The following is an 18,207-nucleotide window of genomic DNA, read 5'->3' as shown; positions in this document are numbered from 1 at the left end:
CGGCTGTCCCGCCTGCTGTCCGCCACTGCCGGCGAGCGCGGGAGCGGGCTTGGGCGCCATCGGCGCCTGCGCTTCGCGCGTGATGTTGACGTTGGTCTGTTTGCTGGCCATGCCGTAGCACATCGCGGCGTCGATGTTCTGCTGCGTCGGGGATTGACTACGGATGGGGTACACCACGGGTTGCCAGGCTAGCGCCATGCCGGTCGTGAGCAGCAGCGTCAAACCAATTGGGATCGTGATTTTCATCGCGGCGCCTCCTGCGGCGGTCTCGCTGCCATGTGTGTACGACGCCGCTATCCAATCAAAACCGCGACGTGAACCTGCCCCGCACGTCGAGTCACTTGAGCGGCAGTCGATATGCATTGAGCGTAACACCGCGCCACAGCGCTTAACCAACAGAAATATCGGCGCTGTCGGCCATTGTGAAGTTCAATTAGGGCACGGTGGCGGCGATGCCGGCGCGAGTGTGGCAGTCAACCTGTTTGAGCAGCGCGTTCCAGCGCGACAGACACCACCAGACGTCCAGTTTCGATACCCATGGTGTTGCGCATCGACGGCACGCGGAACCCTTCGAACGGAGCGCGTTGCGCGTCGGTGCCAAGGTGAAGCTGCACCAGCAGTTCGGCCACGATCGCGTACAGCACGGCCGGATTCCCATCCTCGACTTTCACGGCGATGCCAAGTGCGCCACGGGCGCCGAGTCGCTCCGTCTGCGCATTGGGGCGCACGCCGATCGCGTAGCTCGCTTCGGCGCCGACCTTCGCGACCAGGTCCCCTTCAAAGGCGCGCATTAGCGCCGTGCAGAACCGTCCTTCACCCGCGACCAGCTCTGGATATGTGGTCATCGCGCGATAGATGCGGGCGAGCGCGGCATCGCGTGTCGAAAGCGATCTGACGGGCTGGCTCGCGGCGGCGTCGGCGAGTTTGGCGTAGAGCCGCGCGAGACGCTCCAATGGGAATGCCGGAGTGGGCAGATTGCAACCGTCAGTGGCCCAGTGCACGGCGTCGTCAGGCAGATCGCACACGTCCGCGACGGTGTGCTTCACCCGCACCTGCAGCGGATGTCCGGGCAGGTGATAGTCCGCCTTGGCCGCGCCGATGGCCTGCGCAGCGGCGAGCATGCCGGCGTGCTTGCCGGAGCAGTTGCTGCATACCGCAGTCGGCGTGAAATCGCGCTTGATCCACGACCGGTAGACCGCGTCCGACAACGGCGGGTGGCCGCCACAGCGCATATCGGCTTCGCTAGCCTGCGCTTTCGCGAGCATCTGGCGGGTCCGATCGATGTGCCGTTCCTCGCTGTTATGCGAGCCGCACATCAGCGCGAGATCGGCGTCCTCGAAGCCGAAGCGGTCTAACGCGCCGGTTTCGAGCACCGCCAGGGCCTGTGCGGGCTTGGCCGCCGAGCGGGCCAAGGTCATGCGCGCTGGATCGCCAAACGCATAGAGCAGGCGCCCTTGGGCATCGACCACGGCCACATGCGCCACATGGCTGTTTTCGATTGCGTCGCCACGATACGTCGTAGCCGCTATCGGCTTCGCTGCTTGCCCGGTCATGGCCGCGCTCCTATGTCCTCGTTTGAATGCGCCGATTTTACGACTTTATATTCGCCTGACCAAATGGTCAGGATAGAACTGAATCCAGAGACCGCAGCGTATGTGAACGGGCGTAAGAATGTTAAATATGCAAACGTAATACCGAATTAAGCCGGCTACGAATAAATCGAAACAAAGCCGGTATTCGTGGCTGACGTTGAATTGAAACGAAACGGAAGCAAAATGTATGAAAAATATTTGGTGACGAAAATCATCTGTTTACACGCGCTAGTCTTCCAGCACGCCAAGAATCCGGTCAATTTCTTCGAACTGAGCTCGCGTCAATTGATGATTTTGCATAATGCTGCGCAGGCGTTTGCGCCAATACGCCCGTGGCAGCCCGGACCGGTCGAGATCGGCCTCGGACAGGCGTTCGGTGACGAGCCTGATGTGCAGAAGTTCGCTGTGCACCAGGTTTGCAGAATGAGTCCCCGACATTTTCGATGGCCCATCCGAACACAAACCCCGGTCGGATATTATTCCCATTGTTGACTGCCGCCGAACCTGATGACGCCGCGCCAAAAACCCCGGGGCGCGGCGTCGGCCCGAATTCGGCCTCCTCTCAATATTTTTTTTCATGTGGAGACGTGCCGTGGATCTGGAACGCCTGCTGCAAACTATTATTCGTTCGGCTATGCAGAACGGTGTTCGGCAATAGATTCATGGTAGTTTCCGGTTTAGTGACTGTCAATATGAGATGTGGGATGCTTACGGGGTAGGTTCATCAATCAGACGGATCCAAATACAAAATGACAGATGCAGTTCAAACTGCCGAGGAGCGGTATGCGCTACGGAGTGTCAGTCGCGCACTAGACGTTCTGGAGGCATTGGGGAGATCGGCCAGCGACGGCTTGACCGTCGCTGGGGTGGCTGAGCAGATAGGGGTGTCGAAAAGCACCGCGTTCGCACTCTTGCAGACGTTGTTACAGCGCAACTTCGTGACCGATGTGCGGCTGGGCGGTTCGCGCCGCTATCGGCTCGGCCTTTCGCTTGTGTTTCTTGGTGATCGGGCCGCCGAAGAGGTGGGGGTATCGCAACTCGCCATGCCGGTATTGCGCGAACTCACTGAACTCACTGGCTTGACTTCACGCCTTGCGATTCTCGACCACGGTTACGCAGTCGCGATCAATCGCGTCGACGCGCCGGGCATCTTGCGGATTGCGTCCGCGCTCGGGCAGCGCGAGTTGCCGCATTGCTCGGCGCTCGGCAAGTCAATGCTGGCGCTCTTGCCGCCGGCGCGGGTCGTCAAGCTGCTGGCTCAAACCGGCATGCCGCGTCGCACCGAATACACGCTCGTTACGCCCGCCGAATTGATGCAGGACCTGATACTGGTCGCCGAGCGCGGCTACGCGTTCGATGATGAAGAGGACAACATTGGCGTGGTGTGCATCGGAGCCGCTATTACCAACCGCGAGGGCGAAGGCGTGGCTGCGATCAGCGTAACCACCCTCAAAAGCGGCCTGAGCGATGACGATCTGCATGAGCTGGGGCGCACGTTGCGCAAACATGCTGATCGCATCAGCCGGATGCTGGGCGCGGAAGTCGATCCCGAAGTCTGCACGCTTTAATTACACGGGCCGCGAAAGTGAGCAGACAGCCTTGCTGGGGAATGGGGTATTGGGATCGGTCGCGCGCGTCGCCTTCAGGCACGGAGGAAGGCCATGCTGACGACACTCTCTGACCTGTTCGATTTCCACGGCGTCGCCGATTATTTGCCCGCGTTGCTCAAGGGTGCGGCAACCAGTCTGGCGCTGACCGTGTGTATCATTCTGATCAGCTTGCCGCTCGGTTTGCTGATCGCGCTCGCGCGGATCGGCCGCTCGCGGATACTACGCACGTTGGCGTCGGTTTATATCGAAGTCATTCGCGGCACGCCCGCGTTGCTGCAACTGTTCTATATCTACTTCGTATTGCCGGCGTTCGGTATTCGCTTCGATCCTTTCCTGTCAGGCGTGATCGGGCTGTCGATCAACTATTCGGCTTACCTTGCCGAGGTTTATCGCGCGGGGATTGCGGCGGTTCCGCAAGGGCAGATTGAAGCCGCCAAGGCGTTGGGGATGTCGCGTCGCAAGATGCTGCGTCTGATCGTGCTGCCGCAAGCCATTCGCGTGGTGATCCCGCCGCTTGGCAATTACGGCATCTCGTTGTTCAAGGATACTTCGCTGGTGTCGATCGTCACCGTCAAAGAACTGATTTTCACGGGACAAATTATTTCGTCGACCAACTTTCAATACCTTACTGTCTTTACGATTATTGGCGTGATCTACCTGGCGTTTTCTTATCCCAGCGCGTTGCTGGTACGCTGGCTCGAACGCCGTATGAGCGTGGACGGCAAGGCAGTGGTGAGCGGAACGCCGCGCAGCACGGCGGCCACACCATGATCCGGCTTGAGCGCGTCAACAAATACTTCGGCAGCCTGCATGCACTGAAGGACGTCTCCCTGGACGTGGCAAAAGGCGAAGTGGTGAGCGTAGTGGGACCGTCCGGCTCCGGCAAGTCGACGATGCTTCGTTGTATGAATCTTCTGGAAACGATGGATAGTGGCACGATCTGCTTCGATGACGCGCCCGTTTACTCATCCCTTCAGGATGGCGTACGCCGGGCCGATAAGGATAGATCCATCGAAGCGTTTCGCGCTAAAGTCGGCATGGTGTTTCAATCGTTCAACCTGTTCGCGCACTTGAGCGTACTCGACAATATTACGGTTGCGCCGATCCATGTCCGGGGTGTGTCATCATCCGACGCAACGCACGACGCCCACGTGTTGCTCGAGAAGGTCGGCTTGCAGGCGAAGGCCCATGCCTGGCCGCACCAGTTGAGCGGAGGCCAGCAGCAACGGGTGGCGATTGCGCGGGCGCTCGCCATGCGGCCTCAGGTGATGCTGTTCGATGAGGTGACCTCGGCGCTCGATCCCGAACTGGTGGGCGAGGTGTTGCGCGTGATGCGCACGCTCGCCGACGAGGGCATGACGATGGTCGTGGTCACGCATGAGATGGGTTTCGCGCGTGAAGTGTCCGACCGGATCGTGTTCATGGCGGACGGCCGGATTGTCGAAGAAGGCAGCCCAGCAGCGTTTTTTGAAGCACCCCAGCAGGCGCGTACGAGGGATTTTTTGCGCTCGTTGTGGGAACGAAACAGGCAACTGGGTGGGGCAGTGAGTCTGTAGTGGCAGTTAAAAGACCAACAACTCGGGAGCTTCTCATGAGAATAACAACGCTGATACTGGCTTCGATCGTGACCGGGCTGTTTTCCTTCTCCACGGCCTGGGCGGCGGATAGCGCGATGCTCAGTGATGTGCGTTTCGATGGTGGCGACGGCTCGTATAAGCGTGCGGTCGAAAACGGCGTGACGTTCGTGATCTCCGCCGATCCGCCTAACACCTTCCGCGACAACAAGACCAACGACTTCGACGGCACCGACGTGCGCATTTTTCGCGAAATCGCAAGGCGCCTCGGCTTCACGAAGGTAACGTGGGATATCGTGCCGTTCGACGCGATGATCCCCACGCTGCTCGCAGGCCGTGCGGATGTAATTGCGGACAACCTGCACGAAACGGAAACGCGCTTGCGGGTGGTGGCCTTTACCAGTCCGGCGTACTGGTATGGATCGGGCATCGCGGTACAGCGCGGCAATCCGGCGAAAATTCATGACTGGGCCGATTTTGCGGGCCATACGGTTGGCACGTTACGTGGCAGCATCAATCACCAGTTGCTCGATCAGCGCCATGATCTGAAAGAACTCAAGCTGTACACGAGCAGCGAAAATGAATTCGCCGATCTGATTGCGGGCCGCATTGACGTAGCGATGGAAGACGATATCAAGATCGGTCAGTTTCTAAAGCAGCATCCCACGGCTGCGCTTGAGATGGTGAACGACTACAAGCCGTTGCCGCAGGAATACGGCTATGCGCGTTACGCGTTGCGCAAGGGCGATGTCGATCTGAATGACGCTATTTCACGCGCGCTCGACGAAATTCGCGCAGACGGTACGATGGCCACGATCATTGCGCAGTTTGGCTACTCCGACCGTAATCTCTGGTATTTCCCCGTCAAGCACTGAGACGCTTGGGGGACTTGAAGAACGGCACCGATCGCTCAGCGACAATCGATCGCAGCGCGCGAAATCTGTGTTGCACTTCGGCACATCGTACAATCACGCCTTTTCGTATCCGTGCGAGCTTGATTCGGCACGGATTCGCGAAAGCGTGATCATCCCCTGAATCGAACCCTGAACGACCGTGACTTCCTCCAGCACTTCTTCTGCATCGTCCTCGCGTAAATCCCTCACTATCATCCAGACACTTCTGATCGTCGGCGCAGCCGGTTTGATCGGCTATTTTTTGCTGAAATTGCTGATGTAGGCGGCTCCACGCTCAGGCCGCCACAGCCGCTACCTCCACCGACGCGCTAAGCAACACCGGAATCGACTTCGACGTCGGCGTGCCCGCACCATCGGCGACCGAGGACAGCGGTACCAGCGGATTCGTTTCGGGGTAGTACGCCCCGAGGCAACCGCGCGGAATGTCGTACTCGACCAGCAGGAAACTATCCGCACGCCGCTCGATCCCGTCGTCCCACACGCTCGTGATATCCACGCGTTGGCCGACTGAAAAACCCAGCATCGCGATGTCGTCCTTGTGCGCAAACAGCACGCGCCGCTGACCGTAGACCCCGCGGTAGCGATCGTCGAGGCCGTAGATTGTGGTGTTGTATTGATCGTGCGAACGGGTGGTCATCAGCGTCATGAGGCGCTCGCCGTGCCGGCTGCGGGCGCGGTGGATCGGCGTATCGACGGCAATCGCGTGGACCAGGAACTGTGCCTTCTCGCTGGGCGTTTTCCAGATCCGGTCGCGTGAGGCCACGCCGAGGTGGAAACCGCCCGGCTGCTTGAGCCGCTCGTTATAGTTCTCAAAGCCGTCGAGCACCTTTTCAATGCCATCGCGAATCAGCGCGTAATCGCTCATCTGCGCGCGCCAGTCCACTTTGTCGCTACCGAGCGTAGCCTCCGCCATGCGCGCGACAATTGCGATCTCCGACAGCAGATTCGTCGAAGCAGGACGGTTCATGCCGTACGAGATGTGCACCATGCTCATCGAATCTTCGACGCTTACCCCTTGCGGCACGCCGTGTTGCAGATCGATTTCAGTGCGGCCGAGCGTGGGCAGAATCAGCGCGTCGCGGCCATGCACGAGGTGGCTGCGATTGAGCTTAGTGGTGATGTGCACGGTGAGATCGCACGCGCGCATGGCTTCCCACGTGCGCGGCGTGTCTGGCGTCGCGATGGAAAAGTTGCCGCCGAGACCAATGAATACCTTGACCTTGCCGTCGAGCATCGCCTGAATCGTGTTGACTACATCGAGGCCATGTTCGCGCGGCGGCTCGAAATCGTAGACTTCGCCGAGCCGGTCGAGAAACGCCTGGGTGGGCTGTTCCTCGATGCCCACCGTGCGGTCGCCCTGCACATTCGAATGGCCGCGCACCGGGCACAACCCCGCGCCGCGCCGGCCGATATTGCCGCGCATCATCATCAGGTTCGACAGCAACTGCACCGTCGGCACCGAATTCTTGTGCTGCGTGAGGCCCATGCCCCAGGTGGAGATGACCGCGCGGCCTTTCGCGTAGATGTCGGCGAGCTGGAGCACGTCGTCCATCGGCAGGCCGGCTTCGGCGATGATCGTCTCCCAGCTTTCGGCGCGCAGATCGTCGGCGAAGGCGTCGAAGCCCACCGTGTGTTCCGCGATAAAGTCGACATCGAGCACGCGCCCGCTGCCGTCTAAGAGCGCTGCATCGTCGAGTTCGATCACGCGTTTGGCGACACCCTTGATCAGCGCGAAGTCACCGCCCACCTTCGGGCGGATAAACACGGAACTGATTTTCGTGCTGCCCATGGTCAGCATTTCAACCGGATGCTGCGGGCTCGCAAAGCGTTCCAGCCCGCGTTCTTTCAGCGGATTGATCGACACGATAGTGGCGCCGCGCTTCGCACACTCACGCAGTTCGCCGAGCATGCGCGGGTGGTTGGTCGCAGGGTTCTGGCCGAACAGCAGCAAGGTGTCTGCATGTTCGAAATCGTCGAGCGTCACCGTGCCCTTGCCGACGCCGACCGTCCCCGGCAAACCGCGGCTGGTCGCCTCGTGACACATGTTTGAGCAGTCGGGGAAGTTGTTGGTGCCGTACATCCGTACGAACAGCTGATACAGGAACGCGGCTTCGTTGCTGGCACGGCCCGAGGTATAGAAGGCGGCGCGGTCGGGATTGTCGAGTGCGTGCAGATGGCGCGCAATCAGTTCGAAGGCGGCGTCCCATTCGATCGGCACATAGCGGTCTTGCGCGGCGTCGTACACCAGCGGATCGGTCAGGCGGCCATGCTGTTCGAGCTCGAAATCGGACTGCGTCATCAGTTCCGCGATCGTATGCTGAGCAAAGAATTCGGGGGTCACGCGCTTGCTAGTGGCCTCGGCGGCCACAGCCTTAACGCCGTTTTCGCAGAATTCGAAGGTGGACGCATGCTCGCGGTCTGGCCATGCGCAGCCCGGGCAGTCGAAGCCGTTGGGCTGGTTCTGGGCGAGCAGCGTGCGGTAATTGCCGCCAGCCACCTTTTCCTTGAGCAGGTTGAGCGCGACGTACTTGAGCGCGCCCCAGCCTGCGGCAGGGTGAGTGTACGGTTCGATGCGGACTTCAGGTTTCTTCATGACCTTGCAGACGAAAAGCGGGCGGATTTGCCGATGAACCAAGGGTACTGTGTTCCGAAAACGGCGCGGAATACAGAAAAGTGGAAAGAAGAGGGGTACAGTTTGCGAGACATGCCGTAGACTGTGGTGATACCTCTTGCCACCTCTCCGGCTCCGTCACTTGAAGCTCTACGAAAAACTTGCGGACGAAATTGGCGAAGCCGTGCGCCGCGGTGTATTCGCGGCGGGCGAGCGGATTCCATCGGTGCGGCAGGCAAGCCAGCAGCACGGCGTCAGCATCAAGACGGTGCTGCATGCCTACGCGCTGCTGGAAGGCCGGGGTCTGATCGAGACTCGCCCGCAGTCGGGCTATTTCGTGCGTGAACGGGCCGTGCCGCCGACCGTGCGCGGTCGCACCGCTCAGGCGTCCGCTCCCGCTGCCGAAGTCGACGTGAGCCGGCTTGTGCTGTCCACGCTGCGCAGTATCCGCGCGCACGACGCCGTGCCGTTTGGCTCCCCTTACCCAGACCCTACGCTGTTCCCGTGGCGTCGCATCAACCAGTACGCGAACGCGATTGCACGGCGTCACTCAAGCTGGAATCTGATCGACGATCTGCCGCCCGGTAATCCGGAACTGATTCGCCAGATTGCCCGGCGCTATGCGGAAAACGGCGTGCCGGTCGACCCGGCGGAAATCATCATTACACTCGGCGCCACCGAAGCGATCAATCTCAGCCTGCAAGCGGTCGCCAAGCCGGGCGATACGGTGGTGGTGGAGTCGCCGACCTACTACGCGATGCTGCACGCCATCGAGCGCCTCGGTATGCGTGCGATTGCGGTCACCACGCACCCCACTGAAGGAATCGACCTGAACGTGCTCACGCAACTCATCGACAAGCAGAAGATCGCGGCTTGCATGGTGATGCCGAATTTCCAGAATCCGCTGGGTTTTCAAATGTCGGATGAGCGCAAACAACGACTCGTCGAACTGCTAGGCGAGCGCGACATTCCGGTGATTGAAAATGACGTGTATCAGGAACTCTATTTCGGGGAGACGCGGCCCACCACGCTCAAGAACTTCGATACCAAGGGGCTGGTGCTGCACTGCGGTTCGTTCTCGAAGAGTCTGACCGCTTCATACCGGATCGGCTGGGCGATGCCTGGCCGCTATCGGGCGCAAGTCGAAAAGCTCAAGTTTCTCAATACGCTGACGACACCGTCAGTCCCTCAAGTGGCTGTCGCCGACTATTTGCGGCAAGACGGCTACGACCGCCATTTGCGTCACGTGCGCCGCTTTTATCGTCAACAGGCGCGCCTGATGAGCGCGATGGTGCAGCGTTTTTTTCCGGCAGACACGCGTATTTCGACGCCGCAAGGTGGCTATGTGCTGTGGGTGGAATTGCCTGCGCGTGTCGATTCCATGCAGCTTTATCAGGCGGCGCTTGGCCTGGGCATCACCGTCGGCCCGGGCTATATGTTTTCGATGCGCAACGATTTCCGGCACTTTATCCGGCTGAACTATAGCTATCCGTGGACCGAGCAAACAGAAGCGGCGCTCAAGATACTGGGCAACCTGGTGGCCAGCATGGCCTGAGGAGACACCGATGAACGATGAAGTCGACCCGATGATGGTGGCCGTGCTCATGCAGTTGTGGCGTGCCGCGCAGGAAACGCCGCGACGCGACTGGTCGCTTGCAAAGCTCTCGAAGCAGGCAGACGTCCCCATGAGCGGGCTGCGGCGGCAACTCACTGCGCTGGTGGACAACGGTGTCGTCGAAACACACTTCACTGAGGAAGGCACGGGCACCGCACGTCTTAGCGATGCTGGCCGTAGCTTATGCGAAGAACTGTTTGGCGATATCGGGCAATGAACGGTACCGTGGCTCATGCACGGCACGGTGATCTCGCGCATATAGTTGCATTGCTAACTATATTAAAGTAGCATGCCGCTATGTTCGATCATTGCCTCTATTTCAACACCTCCGCACTGGCCCGCCGTCTTGAGCGCGAGTGGGCGGACGCATTCGAGCCTTACGATGTAACGCCGCCGCAAGGTTTCATGCTGCGCGCCATCATCGATCGCCCCGGCATGCTCCAACGTGAACTCTCCGACGAGTTGTTGATTGCGCGGCCCACTGCCACGCGTGCATTGGATGGTCTTGAAGCGAAGGGTTATATTGAACGCCGTCGCACAGAAGAAGATGGTCGTGAAGTGTCCATTTTCCCAACGGCCAAGGCACTGGGCATCAAGACCGAGTTAAATGGCGCCAGCGTGGCCGTCACTGCCAGACTGAAACGGGTGCTGGGCGGTGCGGAGTTTTCGGACGCGGTGTCGAAGATTCGAGGTGTTCGTTCGGCGTTGAGTTGAGCGCTTTTTTTTCGCCGTATAGTTGCATAGCTAATTATATGAGGGTCGTGCACTCATTCTCATATCCTTAAACGTGGGAGCGACGGTGGGCCATGCGGGGCTATTGCACCGCGGTTTAATTGAACACAGCCATTGCGGCCTAATCATCATGAAGCGTATTGCAGCATTTACTCTTGCCACCTGGTCGGCCGCCGCCATTCTGTATTTTGGTCAGCATTCGGTCGCGCTGATCGCGTTGAGCGGCGTGGTCGTGCTCGGTGGCTTCGATCTGCTGCGTCCATAGCAGACAGGAAAAGGTCAACGGCGAGGGTCGAACCAGACCCCGTGCACGCGCAGGGCGCGCCGGAAAACAAGTTTTGCTCTGCGCGGCGTTGCCGGCCTTCGAACGTTTATTCGCCGCCGCGTAGTTTCACCGCGATTTCGTGCCAGTCCAGAACGCCAGCCCGCAATTCGCTGCATAGTTGCGCGTCGAGTTCGCCTAGCCGGTCCCATAGCTGGCTCAAATGCTTATCACGCGTTTCGTACAACGCCGCGGCCGCCATTTTGCGCGCGCCGCGCAAACGCTTCTCGGCGTCAAGACATTCCAGATAGAGCTTCGCCACAGCAGAATCGGCAAGCTCATGTGGTCGTAACTCGACGCTGCTAAGTCGTGTGTTCATTGTGTCCCCGGAATCCCGTTGTTTTATTCTTCCTTACAGCTCGCCGGCAGTATGACGGGTCCGTGATTTAAATGACAAGAATAATCAGACCATTTAAGCGGCATTATTGAGCGCAAACGTTTTCGTGACACGGCTAGCGCAGACGCCATGCCAGGCCAAGCACGCAGCAGCGAACGGGCCTGAGGTCCTGAAGGGATACCCTCAGGTGACCAGGCTCGATTTTGGCGTGAAAGCACTACCCAAGTACGAATAGACTCGCCGTAGCTGGGTCGAAACCATGCGCATGTGCGGGTGTGAACGCCGCGTGTGCCCGGCCTGGCGCAAGGCAGGTGCGCAAGGGGTTTAGCAGGCCGGGGCAAGCGAGAGGCGCTTGCGGGGGAGCTGCGATGCGCCCGGGCAATGACAAGATGATCAGGTCCGGAACAAGGTGAGTCGCTAATGACAACCGTGAGAGACCATACGTTGCCTCGTGAGTACGTTGTGCGCGACCAGGCCGTCGTGCAGAGTCCGGTTGCGCCAACGCCGCTGTTGGCCGAATTGCCCGCTCATTCCATTTTTCACGAACCCTGGTGGCTCGATATCGCCACCGGTGGCCATTGGAACGTGGCTAAGGTCGTGCGCGGCAACGAGGTGCTAGGCGAGTTACCTTATTACACGGCGCGCATGGGCGTGTGGCGAATTTCTCATTTGCCGCCGCTCACGCGCACGCTTGGACCCGTGATCAAATCGTTGGACCTCGACATTGCGCATGCGCAACATCATCGCCTAAGCATTACCTCGCGACTAATCGAGCAGTTGCCGCATTTCGACAGTTTCTTTCAGTTATTCGATCCGCGAGTCGAGGATGCGCTGGCGTTTGCGCTGCAGGGATTTACCGTGTCGGCGCGCCATACCTTTCAGATCGAAGCGGATCGCACGGTGGCGCAAGCGTGGAAACGCTTGCATGGCAAAACCCGCAACGTGATTCGCAGTGCCGAGCGCAAGCTGACGGTTGCGCCGATCGCCACGCCCAGCGAATTCCTGCAGTTTTACGAGGCCAATCTGCTCGAGCGCTCGCGCACGAACGCCTATGGAAGTGCAGTCATGCGCCAACTGGTGAATGCCTTTGTCGAGCGCCAGGCTGGGCATCTGCTGGGCGCCTATGGGCCGGGCGGGCGCCTGATTGCGGCGATCGGGCTGGTGTGGGATCGGCACGCGATGTACTACCTCCTGTCCTCACGCACGCTTGAGGCGCACGCCGGCTCCGTCAGCCTGTTGATCTGGACCGCGATGCAGCACGCACTCGAACAAAAACTGACCTTCGATTTCGATGGCTTTTCGAGTCCGGCTACTTTTAACTTCCTGGATGGATTCGGCGGCACGCTGAAGCAGCGTCTGGGTGTGGAACGCCTGAGCACGGTCTATTCCGTGGCGCGCATTCTTAAGCGCCGGATGGTGCCCGGGTTGGCGTCGGGATTTGCGCCCAACCTGTGAGGTCAGCGTCCTCCTCTGAAAAGCATGCCACCGTAGGGTCTCACCGCTCGAGGTCAGCGCCTTCGAGGCCCAGAAGTCGTGCTAGTGCGCGGCTATGTCGGTAACAGATGCGGCGGTGAAAGCGTATCCAAGCCGCTCGCTGGATCGTAATGTTTCGCCATCTTGATCTTTCCATCGGAGCCGCATCGGTGCTCAAAGCCCACCCTGTTCTGAAGGTTGTAGGCATAGACTGTCTTACCGCCGTCCACGTTGGTAAGACCTGATTGGTCAGCGGGGCGCTGCCGCCTGCGACATCAACGCTATAGCTGCCATCCGGGCCGTAGTGCGAATACCTGGCGTTCTGCGACGGCTTGCCGCTCGCATCGACCATCGGTGCCCGCAGGTGCTTGCCGTCGTTGACGGTTTGAGTGGACACGTCGCCAGACGGCCACCGCTCGGTCATCGATGTGATGTTGCCGGTGCCGTCGCTGCTGAACTGGACCGTTGGATTCTCGGGTAACGCGATGGATACTCGATTTGTCTCTTGCCAGAATCGCATCGCGGCCCTGCAGCTTCATCGGTCACGGCGACGGGGAGATATTGGCATTTCTTCACGCCCACGTCCGTACCGCGGATCTGCGAAACGAACGTTGGACTCGCGTTGATCAGCTTGAGTTTCTCATGAGTCGGCTTCATGTCGCCCCGGAACTGTTCACGGCCGGTGATTGCTGGCGATACCGGGTCATTGGTTCGCCTTGAGGCGGCTGAGGCTCATCCCGCAAGCTTCGTCTTTTCATATGTATCCAGGACATCGTCCCGATCGCACTCGCTACAGTAGACGGGCAAGGCAAGACATGGCGGCGTGTACCGAATTCGCCATCGTCGTCCCCTTGCAAGGCGGCTCTGATAAACCCATAGTAATTTTTAAGGGAATCCACGATGCAAACCTCTTTCGAAAGTCAGGCATCCTATTCGATCAACCGGTCGAGCAATTCGTTTTCCGGTACGCCATTCGCTCGACAAGCCTCGACGCAATTCAGTCAGCAGTCCTTTTCTGGCTCGGTCGGCGGCAACGGCCTGTCCGCGTCTAGTTCGAGCTATTTCTCGCAGCAATCCTCGCGAGGTCCGGGCGGCTTCAGTCCGTCCGTCTTTTCGTCGAAATCAGCATCGTTCGATCGGCAGGGATTCGGCGGCGACTCTCGTTGCGCGCACAGCGAGTCGGAGGGGTACGCCCACTACGAGAACCGCTCCGTAGGGTCCTTGAGTCAAGGGGGCTGCGACAATTCCGACAACGGATTAGATCATCGCAGCCAGTGGTCGGATACCGGAGTCAGCAACGGCAAATCGACAATCACCCTGGGCGACTACACGCTGAATCTGGACAAGTCGAAGTCATCCATGTTGCTCACCAACAAGCAAACCGGCAACCAGACCAAGATATGGGGCGACCCGCATATCGCCCTGAACGCGGGCACGACCAACCAGTCGAGCGGGATGTTCAACGGTCCGCTTTCGTTCGAGTTGCCCGACCATACGCAGATCAGTGTCGGCACGCAGCCGGGGAAGGGCAATTCGAAAGTTTCGTATGCCGACAGCGTGACCATTACCCAGGGCGACCGCGCGTATTCAGTCAACGGTCTCAGCAAATACGACAGCGCACCGCTCTCCGTACAACGCGGCGGTAATGGCTTCGCGCTTGCACAACAGACGCCGCAGGGCGCGATGACGCTGATCGCGAACCCCGGCGGCACGGGTTGGATCAATTCGCAAACGCACACTGCGGTCAAGGCGTCCGACTTCAAGGCATAAGGTCTCACCGGCCCGTTGCGACAGGCCGGGTTGCCGTCCGCGCAATCGGGCCACATGCTCGAGTCTTTCTTACAACAGTTCGTGCGCTCCCTTCAAATTGCATGACGATACGTGCCATTTTCCATCGTTTTTTGCAAAGTCGAGCGGCCAGGGCGCGATAACGGGCTTGGACGAACTTCACGCCAACGGAAGACGCGCGCGGCAATCAGGATAACTGAGACTCCTCGCGTAACCTTCGCTTTTTCATACATATCCAGGACATCGTACCGATCGCGCTCGATACATTAGACGGGCAACGCAAGACATGGCCGCGCGTTCTGCGGCCTCTATCGTCATGTGAAGCAGTTTCGATTAACCATAGTCCTTTTCAGGGAATCCACGATGCACGCATCTTTCGAAAATCAGGCATCCTATTCGATGAGCCGATCGAACGACTCATTTTCCGGCACGTCGTTCGCGCCGCCACCGCACTTCATAACCAACCCGCCTCCCGTTTCGTCGTTCGGACGGCCAGCTTTGATGCAATTCAGTCAGCAATCCTTCCCTCGCTCGTCTAGCGGCAACGGCCCGTCCGGGTCCAGCGCGAGCTATTTCTCGCAGCAATCCTCGCGCGGCCCGGGCGGCTTCAGCCAGTCCACCTTCTCGTCGAGTTCAGCGTCGTATAACCGTCAAGGATTCGGCGGCGAATCCCGTTGCACGCACAGCGAGTCGCAGGCATACGCGCGCTACGATAACTGCGGCGGCTACGACAGCCGCTCGGCAGGGTCCTCGAGTCATGGCGGCTGCAACTCGTCCGATAACGGATTCGGTCAGAGCAGCCAGTGGTCGGATACCGGAGTCAGCAACGGCAAGTCGAGCATCAACTTGGGCGACTACACGTTGAATCTGAACAAGGCGGACTCGTCCATGTTGCTCACCAACACGCAAACCGGCAACCAGACCAAGATATGGGGCGACCCGCATATCGACCTGAACGCCGGCACGAGCGACCAGTCGAGTGGGATGTTCAACGGCCCGCTTTCGTTCGAACTGCCCGGCCATACGCAGATTAGTGTGGGCACGCAGCCGGGAAATGGCAATTCGAACGTTTCGTATGCCGACAGCGTGACCATTACCCAAGGCAATCGTGCCTATACCGTCAACGGTCTAAGCGAACAGGACAGCGCGCCGCTCACCGTACAGCGCGGCGGTAACGGCTTCGCGCTTGCGCAACAGATACCGCAGGGCGCCATGACGCTGATAGCGAACCCCAGCGGCACGGGTTGGATCAATTCGCAAACGCACGCTGCGGTAACGGCATCCGACTTTAAGGCATAAGGTCGCACCGGCCCGTCGCGACGGGCCGGGTGGCCGGCATTGACCAGCGTGACCATGCGGCTTAACCGGTCACGCTGACGGGCTTATGTAAGACAGTCCGACGGTGTTATGTTCTTGCGGGAGCATTACCCGATTTCCAGCCCCACCAGTCCCAGCTTCCGTCCGGATTGCCGTCCCCGTAGTCGGGCCACGTGCTCGAGTCCTTTTGCTTTGCCAACAATCCAACCCGGTTCCAGTCGCTGTCCCAGGCATACATGTACTGGGTATAGAAAGGAGTTACCTCGCCCTTGTTGTAGTAGTTGAGGGTGTAGCCCTGCCAGATGCGATCCTGAGGATAGGTGCTGGCGATCGCCCCGCCGCCAGCAGCCCCCGCCCCGGCTCCGACAGCCGCTCCAACCGGCCCGCCTATCAGGAACCCACCGACGGCGCCGGGTATCGACGCGCCAGCTACCGTGAAGGTTTTCTCGATCGCGGTACGGTCGCTGTCTGCGAACTGCGGTTGATGTGCTGCAATGACGGCCTTGCTCCCATCCGGGAAATCAAACTCACGCACGTGCGGATTGCCGTCCACCGGATTTCCATATTGAAAAAACCGGCCCTGGGTCTCCCAGCTCGCGCTGGACGCCCCGTATGCGCTCTGAAATCCACCAGGAGCGCCACTAGAAGCACTGTGTGCGAAGGTGAAAAGAGACGGTTCGCCGTAACGGAATTCGATCTGCCCAAGATCGCCCTGTGGCTGTGCGCCGAGCAAAGCATACGTGTGGTTATGGGTGACGGCTTGGCCGGGCGCAAAACCATATGTATGGTCGTGGGTGGAGGCGCCGATGGGCGCATCCTCGAGTTCATAAAAATCCGGGCTTGCGTCGTGGTTCGCGCTGATCGTACCGAGTCGTTGAAAAAACGCTCGCTCATGGCCGCCATTTCGCTCCGCCGACTCGAGAATTGCCGCGTCTTCGTGCTCCTCCATATAAGCGTGGCGTTCCGGTCCTTCATAGGCTGAGTAATTCCCTATGGGCCAACCCATTTCCTGCGCTACACGGCGCGCGAGAATCTCAGTTGGCCCGAGCCTGTTTTGTCGTTCTGGACCTTCGGGGGGATCGTCGCTATCGACGAGATGATGGACGAGTTCGTGTATCAACCCCTCCTGCCATTCGGGCAGATGCGGCGAGCCCTCATTAGGCGCCATATTGAGATTCACGTAGGGCCCTTGACCGCCGCTTCGATGAACCGCTTCGCTGTCGGCGAGGATCGGCATCGGCATGTGATCGGTATCGTGCATTCGCAACTCTTCTATCGTCAGATCCCCTATGTGTCTGTTCTGGCTCTGAAGTTCCGGGTCGAGTTCGTATTCGTTCCTGTACATGATGTCGTCGAGGCGCTCGCCACCATGGTTCATGCCATAGCTAACCAGGGCTCGGAAGGTCGGCGACCGGTTCAGTGCAGCAAGTATGGTGTTGCCGATCATGTCGCTCGTGTGCGGGTCGGCGAGCCTGCTGCGGCTGGCTTCAACAGCGCGGACGGTACCCCAGCGCAGGCTGTCCAGCTGGGCCTGGCTAAGTGGCGACTGTTGACCAATGCGCTGTACGTAATCCGCATAGTCGTCGGCCGATGGCGAGGGGGGATCCGTGTCGTTGCGTTTGACGCGTGATACGGCAGGGCTTACGGGCGTCGGATGGTTATCGCTACTGCTGCCTGACGAAGGTAATTGGGTTCCAGACTGTGACTTGGTTGTCTGTTCGGAGGGATTGTTTTGCTGGCTGCTGTAATCCAGCGTGGCATACGAACTACCAGAACTTGCGCTTGCAACAGTCATTTCGATTCTCCCAAAAGGTAAACATCGCCATTGGCCGCGTGGTCTAGCGAGACGACACATCGTGCTTGCCCTTCGCAGTGCATGACGATACGGCCACTTTCCTCCTCTGTTCTTTCTAAAGGTGGTAGGCAAATACTCCGTATTTCCGCTACGCGGCATCTCCGCTGTTTTGCTCAGCGGCGAAGCGATCAGGGCAAGCATCTCTTCCACAGGCAATGCGGAACCGTACGCGTGCGACAAGCGGAACGCGTACATGTAGGCTCCGATCCACTTGGATTCGAGAGTTGCCTCACGGCGCATTCGGCCTCGGCGCTCGCCCGCCTCGACCGACCGTGGGTGCTGCGCCGGCGAGCATTCCCGAGAGATCGGCCACTTCGGAAACATTAAGGTGGACGAGACGCTCCACAAACTGGTATGACGTCAATCCGCGCCCCCGGAATTGCCGCGACTCGGGATTTGTTGTGGCGCTTGTGCATTTCGTTTTGGCACGAATGCGGCATGGGGGCGCATGCCGAACTGCCAGGCAA

16 protein-coding genes and 1 pseudogene are annotated in these 18,207 nt (G+C 59.4%); 11 read left to right on the top strand and 6 right to left on the bottom strand.

Features of this window, described 5'->3' with window-relative positions; all coding sequences use genetic code 11:
* From WCA85_RS35550 to WCA85_RS35540, 3 genes and pseudogenes are all read right to left on the bottom strand, one after another.
* A pseudogene (locus tag WCA85_RS35550) lies at positions 1 to 246 on the bottom strand (hypothetical protein); the annotation flags it as partial.
* A 227-nt stretch (positions 247 to 473) separates the two neighbouring features.
* A complete protein-coding gene (locus WCA85_RS35545) occupies positions 474 to 1,553 on the bottom strand; it encodes an asparaginase (RefSeq protein WP_424070528.1) in 1,080 nt (359 codons plus the stop codon).
* A 267-nt stretch (positions 1,554 to 1,820) separates the two neighbouring features.
* The gene (locus WCA85_RS35540) at positions 1,821 to 2,171 is read right to left on the bottom strand and encodes a hypothetical protein (protein WP_424070526.1); all 351 of its coding nucleotides are present in this window, start codon (positions 2,169 to 2,171) and stop codon (positions 1,821 to 1,823) included.
* A 170-nt stretch (positions 2,172 to 2,341) separates the two neighbouring features.
* Between WCA85_RS35540 and WCA85_RS35535 the strand changes: the two genes are divergently transcribed.
* From WCA85_RS35535 to WCA85_RS35520, 4 genes are all read left to right on the top strand, one after another.
* The gene (locus WCA85_RS35535; RefSeq protein WP_424070524.1) at positions 2,342 to 3,160 is read left to right on the top strand and encodes an IclR family transcriptional regulator; all 819 of its coding nucleotides are present in this window, start codon (positions 2,342 to 2,344) and stop codon (positions 3,158 to 3,160) included.
* 93 nt (positions 3,161 to 3,253) lie between these two features.
* Positions 3,254 to 3,973, top strand: a complete 720-nt coding sequence (gene ehuD, locus WCA85_RS35530) for an ectoine/hydroxyectoine ABC transporter permease subunit EhuD (protein WP_424070522.1) — start codon at positions 3,254 to 3,256, stop codon at positions 3,971 to 3,973.
* Positions 3,970 to 4,758 carry an amino acid ABC transporter ATP-binding protein gene (locus tag WCA85_RS35525; RefSeq protein ID WP_424070520.1) on the top strand — a complete coding sequence of 263 codons (789 nt, stop codon included), beginning with the start codon at positions 3,970 to 3,972 and terminating at the stop codon, positions 4,756 to 4,758. Before ehuD ends, WCA85_RS35525 begins: the two co-directional genes overlap by 4 nt.
* Positions 4,759 to 4,793: 35 nt before the next feature.
* Positions 4,794 to 5,651: a substrate-binding periplasmic protein gene (locus WCA85_RS35520; protein WP_424070518.1), complete on the top strand. Its 858-nt coding sequence runs from the start codon at positions 4,794 to 4,796 to the stop codon at positions 5,649 to 5,651.
* 313 nt (positions 5,652 to 5,964) lie between these two features.
* Here the strand turns inward: WCA85_RS35520 and WCA85_RS35515 are convergent, their stop codons facing one another.
* On the bottom strand, positions 5,965 to 8,283 hold the full coding sequence (locus tag WCA85_RS35515; RefSeq protein WP_424070516.1) for an FdhF/YdeP family oxidoreductase: 2,319 nt from the start codon (positions 8,281 to 8,283) through the stop codon (positions 5,965 to 5,967).
* Positions 8,284 to 8,443: 160 nt separating this feature from the next.
* Here WCA85_RS35515 and WCA85_RS35510 point away from each other — a divergent pair, with 160 nt between their 5' ends.
* From WCA85_RS35510 to WCA85_RS35495, 4 genes are all read left to right on the top strand, one after another.
* Positions 8,444 to 9,856 carry a PLP-dependent aminotransferase family protein gene (locus WCA85_RS35510; protein ID WP_424070514.1) on the top strand — a complete coding sequence of 471 codons (1,413 nt, stop codon included), beginning with the start codon at positions 8,444 to 8,446 and terminating at the stop codon, positions 9,854 to 9,856.
* A 10-nt stretch (positions 9,857 to 9,866) separates the two neighbouring features.
* Positions 9,867 to 10,133 carry an ArsR family transcriptional regulator gene (locus tag WCA85_RS35505; protein ID WP_424070512.1) on the top strand — a complete coding sequence of 89 codons (267 nt, stop codon included), beginning with the start codon at positions 9,867 to 9,869 and terminating at the stop codon, positions 10,131 to 10,133.
* Positions 10,134 to 10,213: 80 nt separating this feature from the next.
* Positions 10,214 to 10,630 (top strand): MarR family winged helix-turn-helix transcriptional regulator, encoded by a 417-nt coding sequence (locus WCA85_RS35500; RefSeq protein WP_424070510.1) that lies wholly within the window; start codon positions 10,214 to 10,216, stop codon positions 10,628 to 10,630.
* 148 nt (positions 10,631 to 10,778) lie between these two features.
* Complete coding sequence (locus WCA85_RS35495; RefSeq protein ID WP_297351763.1) at positions 10,779 to 10,913, top strand: hypothetical protein; 135 nt, start codon at positions 10,779 to 10,781, stop codon at positions 10,911 to 10,913.
* 106 nt (positions 10,914 to 11,019) lie between these two features.
* On the opposite strand, the gene WCA85_RS35490 is transcribed toward WCA85_RS35495, so the two are convergent.
* Complete coding sequence (locus WCA85_RS35490; RefSeq protein WP_424070507.1) at positions 11,020 to 11,289, bottom strand: hypothetical protein; 270 nt, start codon at positions 11,287 to 11,289, stop codon at positions 11,020 to 11,022.
* Positions 11,290 to 11,727: 438 nt separating this feature from the next.
* Between WCA85_RS35490 and WCA85_RS35485 the strand changes: the two genes are divergently transcribed.
* From WCA85_RS35485 to WCA85_RS35475, 3 genes are all read left to right on the top strand, one after another.
* Complete coding sequence (locus WCA85_RS35485; protein ID WP_424070506.1) at positions 11,728 to 12,762, top strand: GNAT family N-acetyltransferase; 1,035 nt, start codon at positions 11,728 to 11,730, stop codon at positions 12,760 to 12,762.
* Positions 12,763 to 13,680: 918 nt separating this feature from the next.
* Complete coding sequence (locus WCA85_RS35480; RefSeq protein WP_424070504.1) at positions 13,681 to 14,550, top strand: DUF1521 domain-containing protein; 870 nt, start codon at positions 13,681 to 13,683, stop codon at positions 14,548 to 14,550.
* A gap of 519 nt (positions 14,551 to 15,069) precedes the next feature.
* Positions 15,070 to 15,867: a DUF1521 domain-containing protein gene (locus tag WCA85_RS35475; protein ID WP_424070502.1), complete on the top strand. Its 798-nt coding sequence runs from the start codon at positions 15,070 to 15,072 to the stop codon at positions 15,865 to 15,867.
* Positions 15,868 to 15,973: 106 nt separating this feature from the next.
* Here the strand turns inward: WCA85_RS35475 and WCA85_RS35470 are convergent, their stop codons facing one another.
* On the bottom strand, positions 15,974 to 17,680 hold the full coding sequence (locus WCA85_RS35470) for a M85 family metallopeptidase (RefSeq protein WP_424070500.1): 1,707 nt from the start codon (positions 17,678 to 17,680) through the stop codon (positions 15,974 to 15,976).
* Positions 17,681 to 18,207 lie beyond the last annotated feature (527 nt).

This window comes from Paraburkholderia sp. (assembly GCF_049581445.1).
GTDB lineage: Bacteria > Pseudomonadota > Gammaproteobacteria > Burkholderiales > Burkholderiaceae > Paraburkholderia.
Note: the sequence above shows the minus strand (reverse complement) of the source record. Positions and strands in the feature narration are given on the sequence as shown.

Excerpts from the sequence above, each read along its gene's own strand:
- WCA85_RS35480 (WP_424070504.1), top strand. The coding sequence starts at position 13,681 with ATGCAAACCTCTTTCGAAAGTCAGGCATCCTATTCGATCAACCGGTCG.
- WCA85_RS35515 (WP_424070516.1), bottom strand. The coding sequence starts at position 8,283 with ATGAAGAAACCTGAAGTCCGCATCGAACCGTACACTCACCCTGCCGCA.
- WCA85_RS35505 (WP_424070512.1), top strand. The coding sequence starts at position 9,867 with ATGAACGATGAAGTCGACCCGATGATGGTGGCCGTGCTCATGCAGTTG.
- WCA85_RS35520 (WP_424070518.1), top strand. The coding sequence starts at position 4,794 with ATGAGAATAACAACGCTGATACTGGCTTCGATCGTGACCGGGCTGTTT.
- WCA85_RS35545 (WP_424070528.1), bottom strand. The coding sequence starts at position 1,553 with ATGACCGGGCAAGCAGCGAAGCCGATAGCGGCTACGACGTATCGTGGC.
- WCA85_RS35540 (WP_424070526.1), bottom strand. The coding sequence starts at position 2,171 with ATGAAAAAAAATATTGAGAGGAGGCCGAATTCGGGCCGACGCCGCGCC.
- WCA85_RS35475 (WP_424070502.1), top strand. The coding sequence starts at position 15,070 with ATGCAATTCAGTCAGCAATCCTTCCCTCGCTCGTCTAGCGGCAACGGC.
- WCA85_RS35525 (WP_424070520.1), top strand. The coding sequence starts at position 3,970 with ATGATCCGGCTTGAGCGCGTCAACAAATACTTCGGCAGCCTGCATGCA.
- WCA85_RS35470 (WP_424070500.1), bottom strand. The coding sequence starts at position 17,680 with ATGACTGTTGCAAGCGCAAGTTCTGGTAGTTCGTATGCCACGCTGGAT.
- WCA85_RS35495 (WP_297351763.1), top strand. The coding sequence starts at position 10,779 with ATGAAGCGTATTGCAGCATTTACTCTTGCCACCTGGTCGGCCGCCGCC.
- WCA85_RS35485 (WP_424070506.1), top strand. The coding sequence starts at position 11,728 with ATGACAACCGTGAGAGACCATACGTTGCCTCGTGAGTACGTTGTGCGC.
- ehuD (WP_424070522.1), top strand. The coding sequence starts at position 3,254 with ATGCTGACGACACTCTCTGACCTGTTCGATTTCCACGGCGTCGCCGAT.
- WCA85_RS35500 (WP_424070510.1), top strand. The coding sequence starts at position 10,214 with ATGTTCGATCATTGCCTCTATTTCAACACCTCCGCACTGGCCCGCCGT.
- WCA85_RS35490 (WP_424070507.1), bottom strand. The coding sequence starts at position 11,289 with ATGAACACACGACTTAGCAGCGTCGAGTTACGACCACATGAGCTTGCC.
- WCA85_RS35535 (WP_424070524.1), top strand. The coding sequence starts at position 2,342 with ATGACAGATGCAGTTCAAACTGCCGAGGAGCGGTATGCGCTACGGAGT.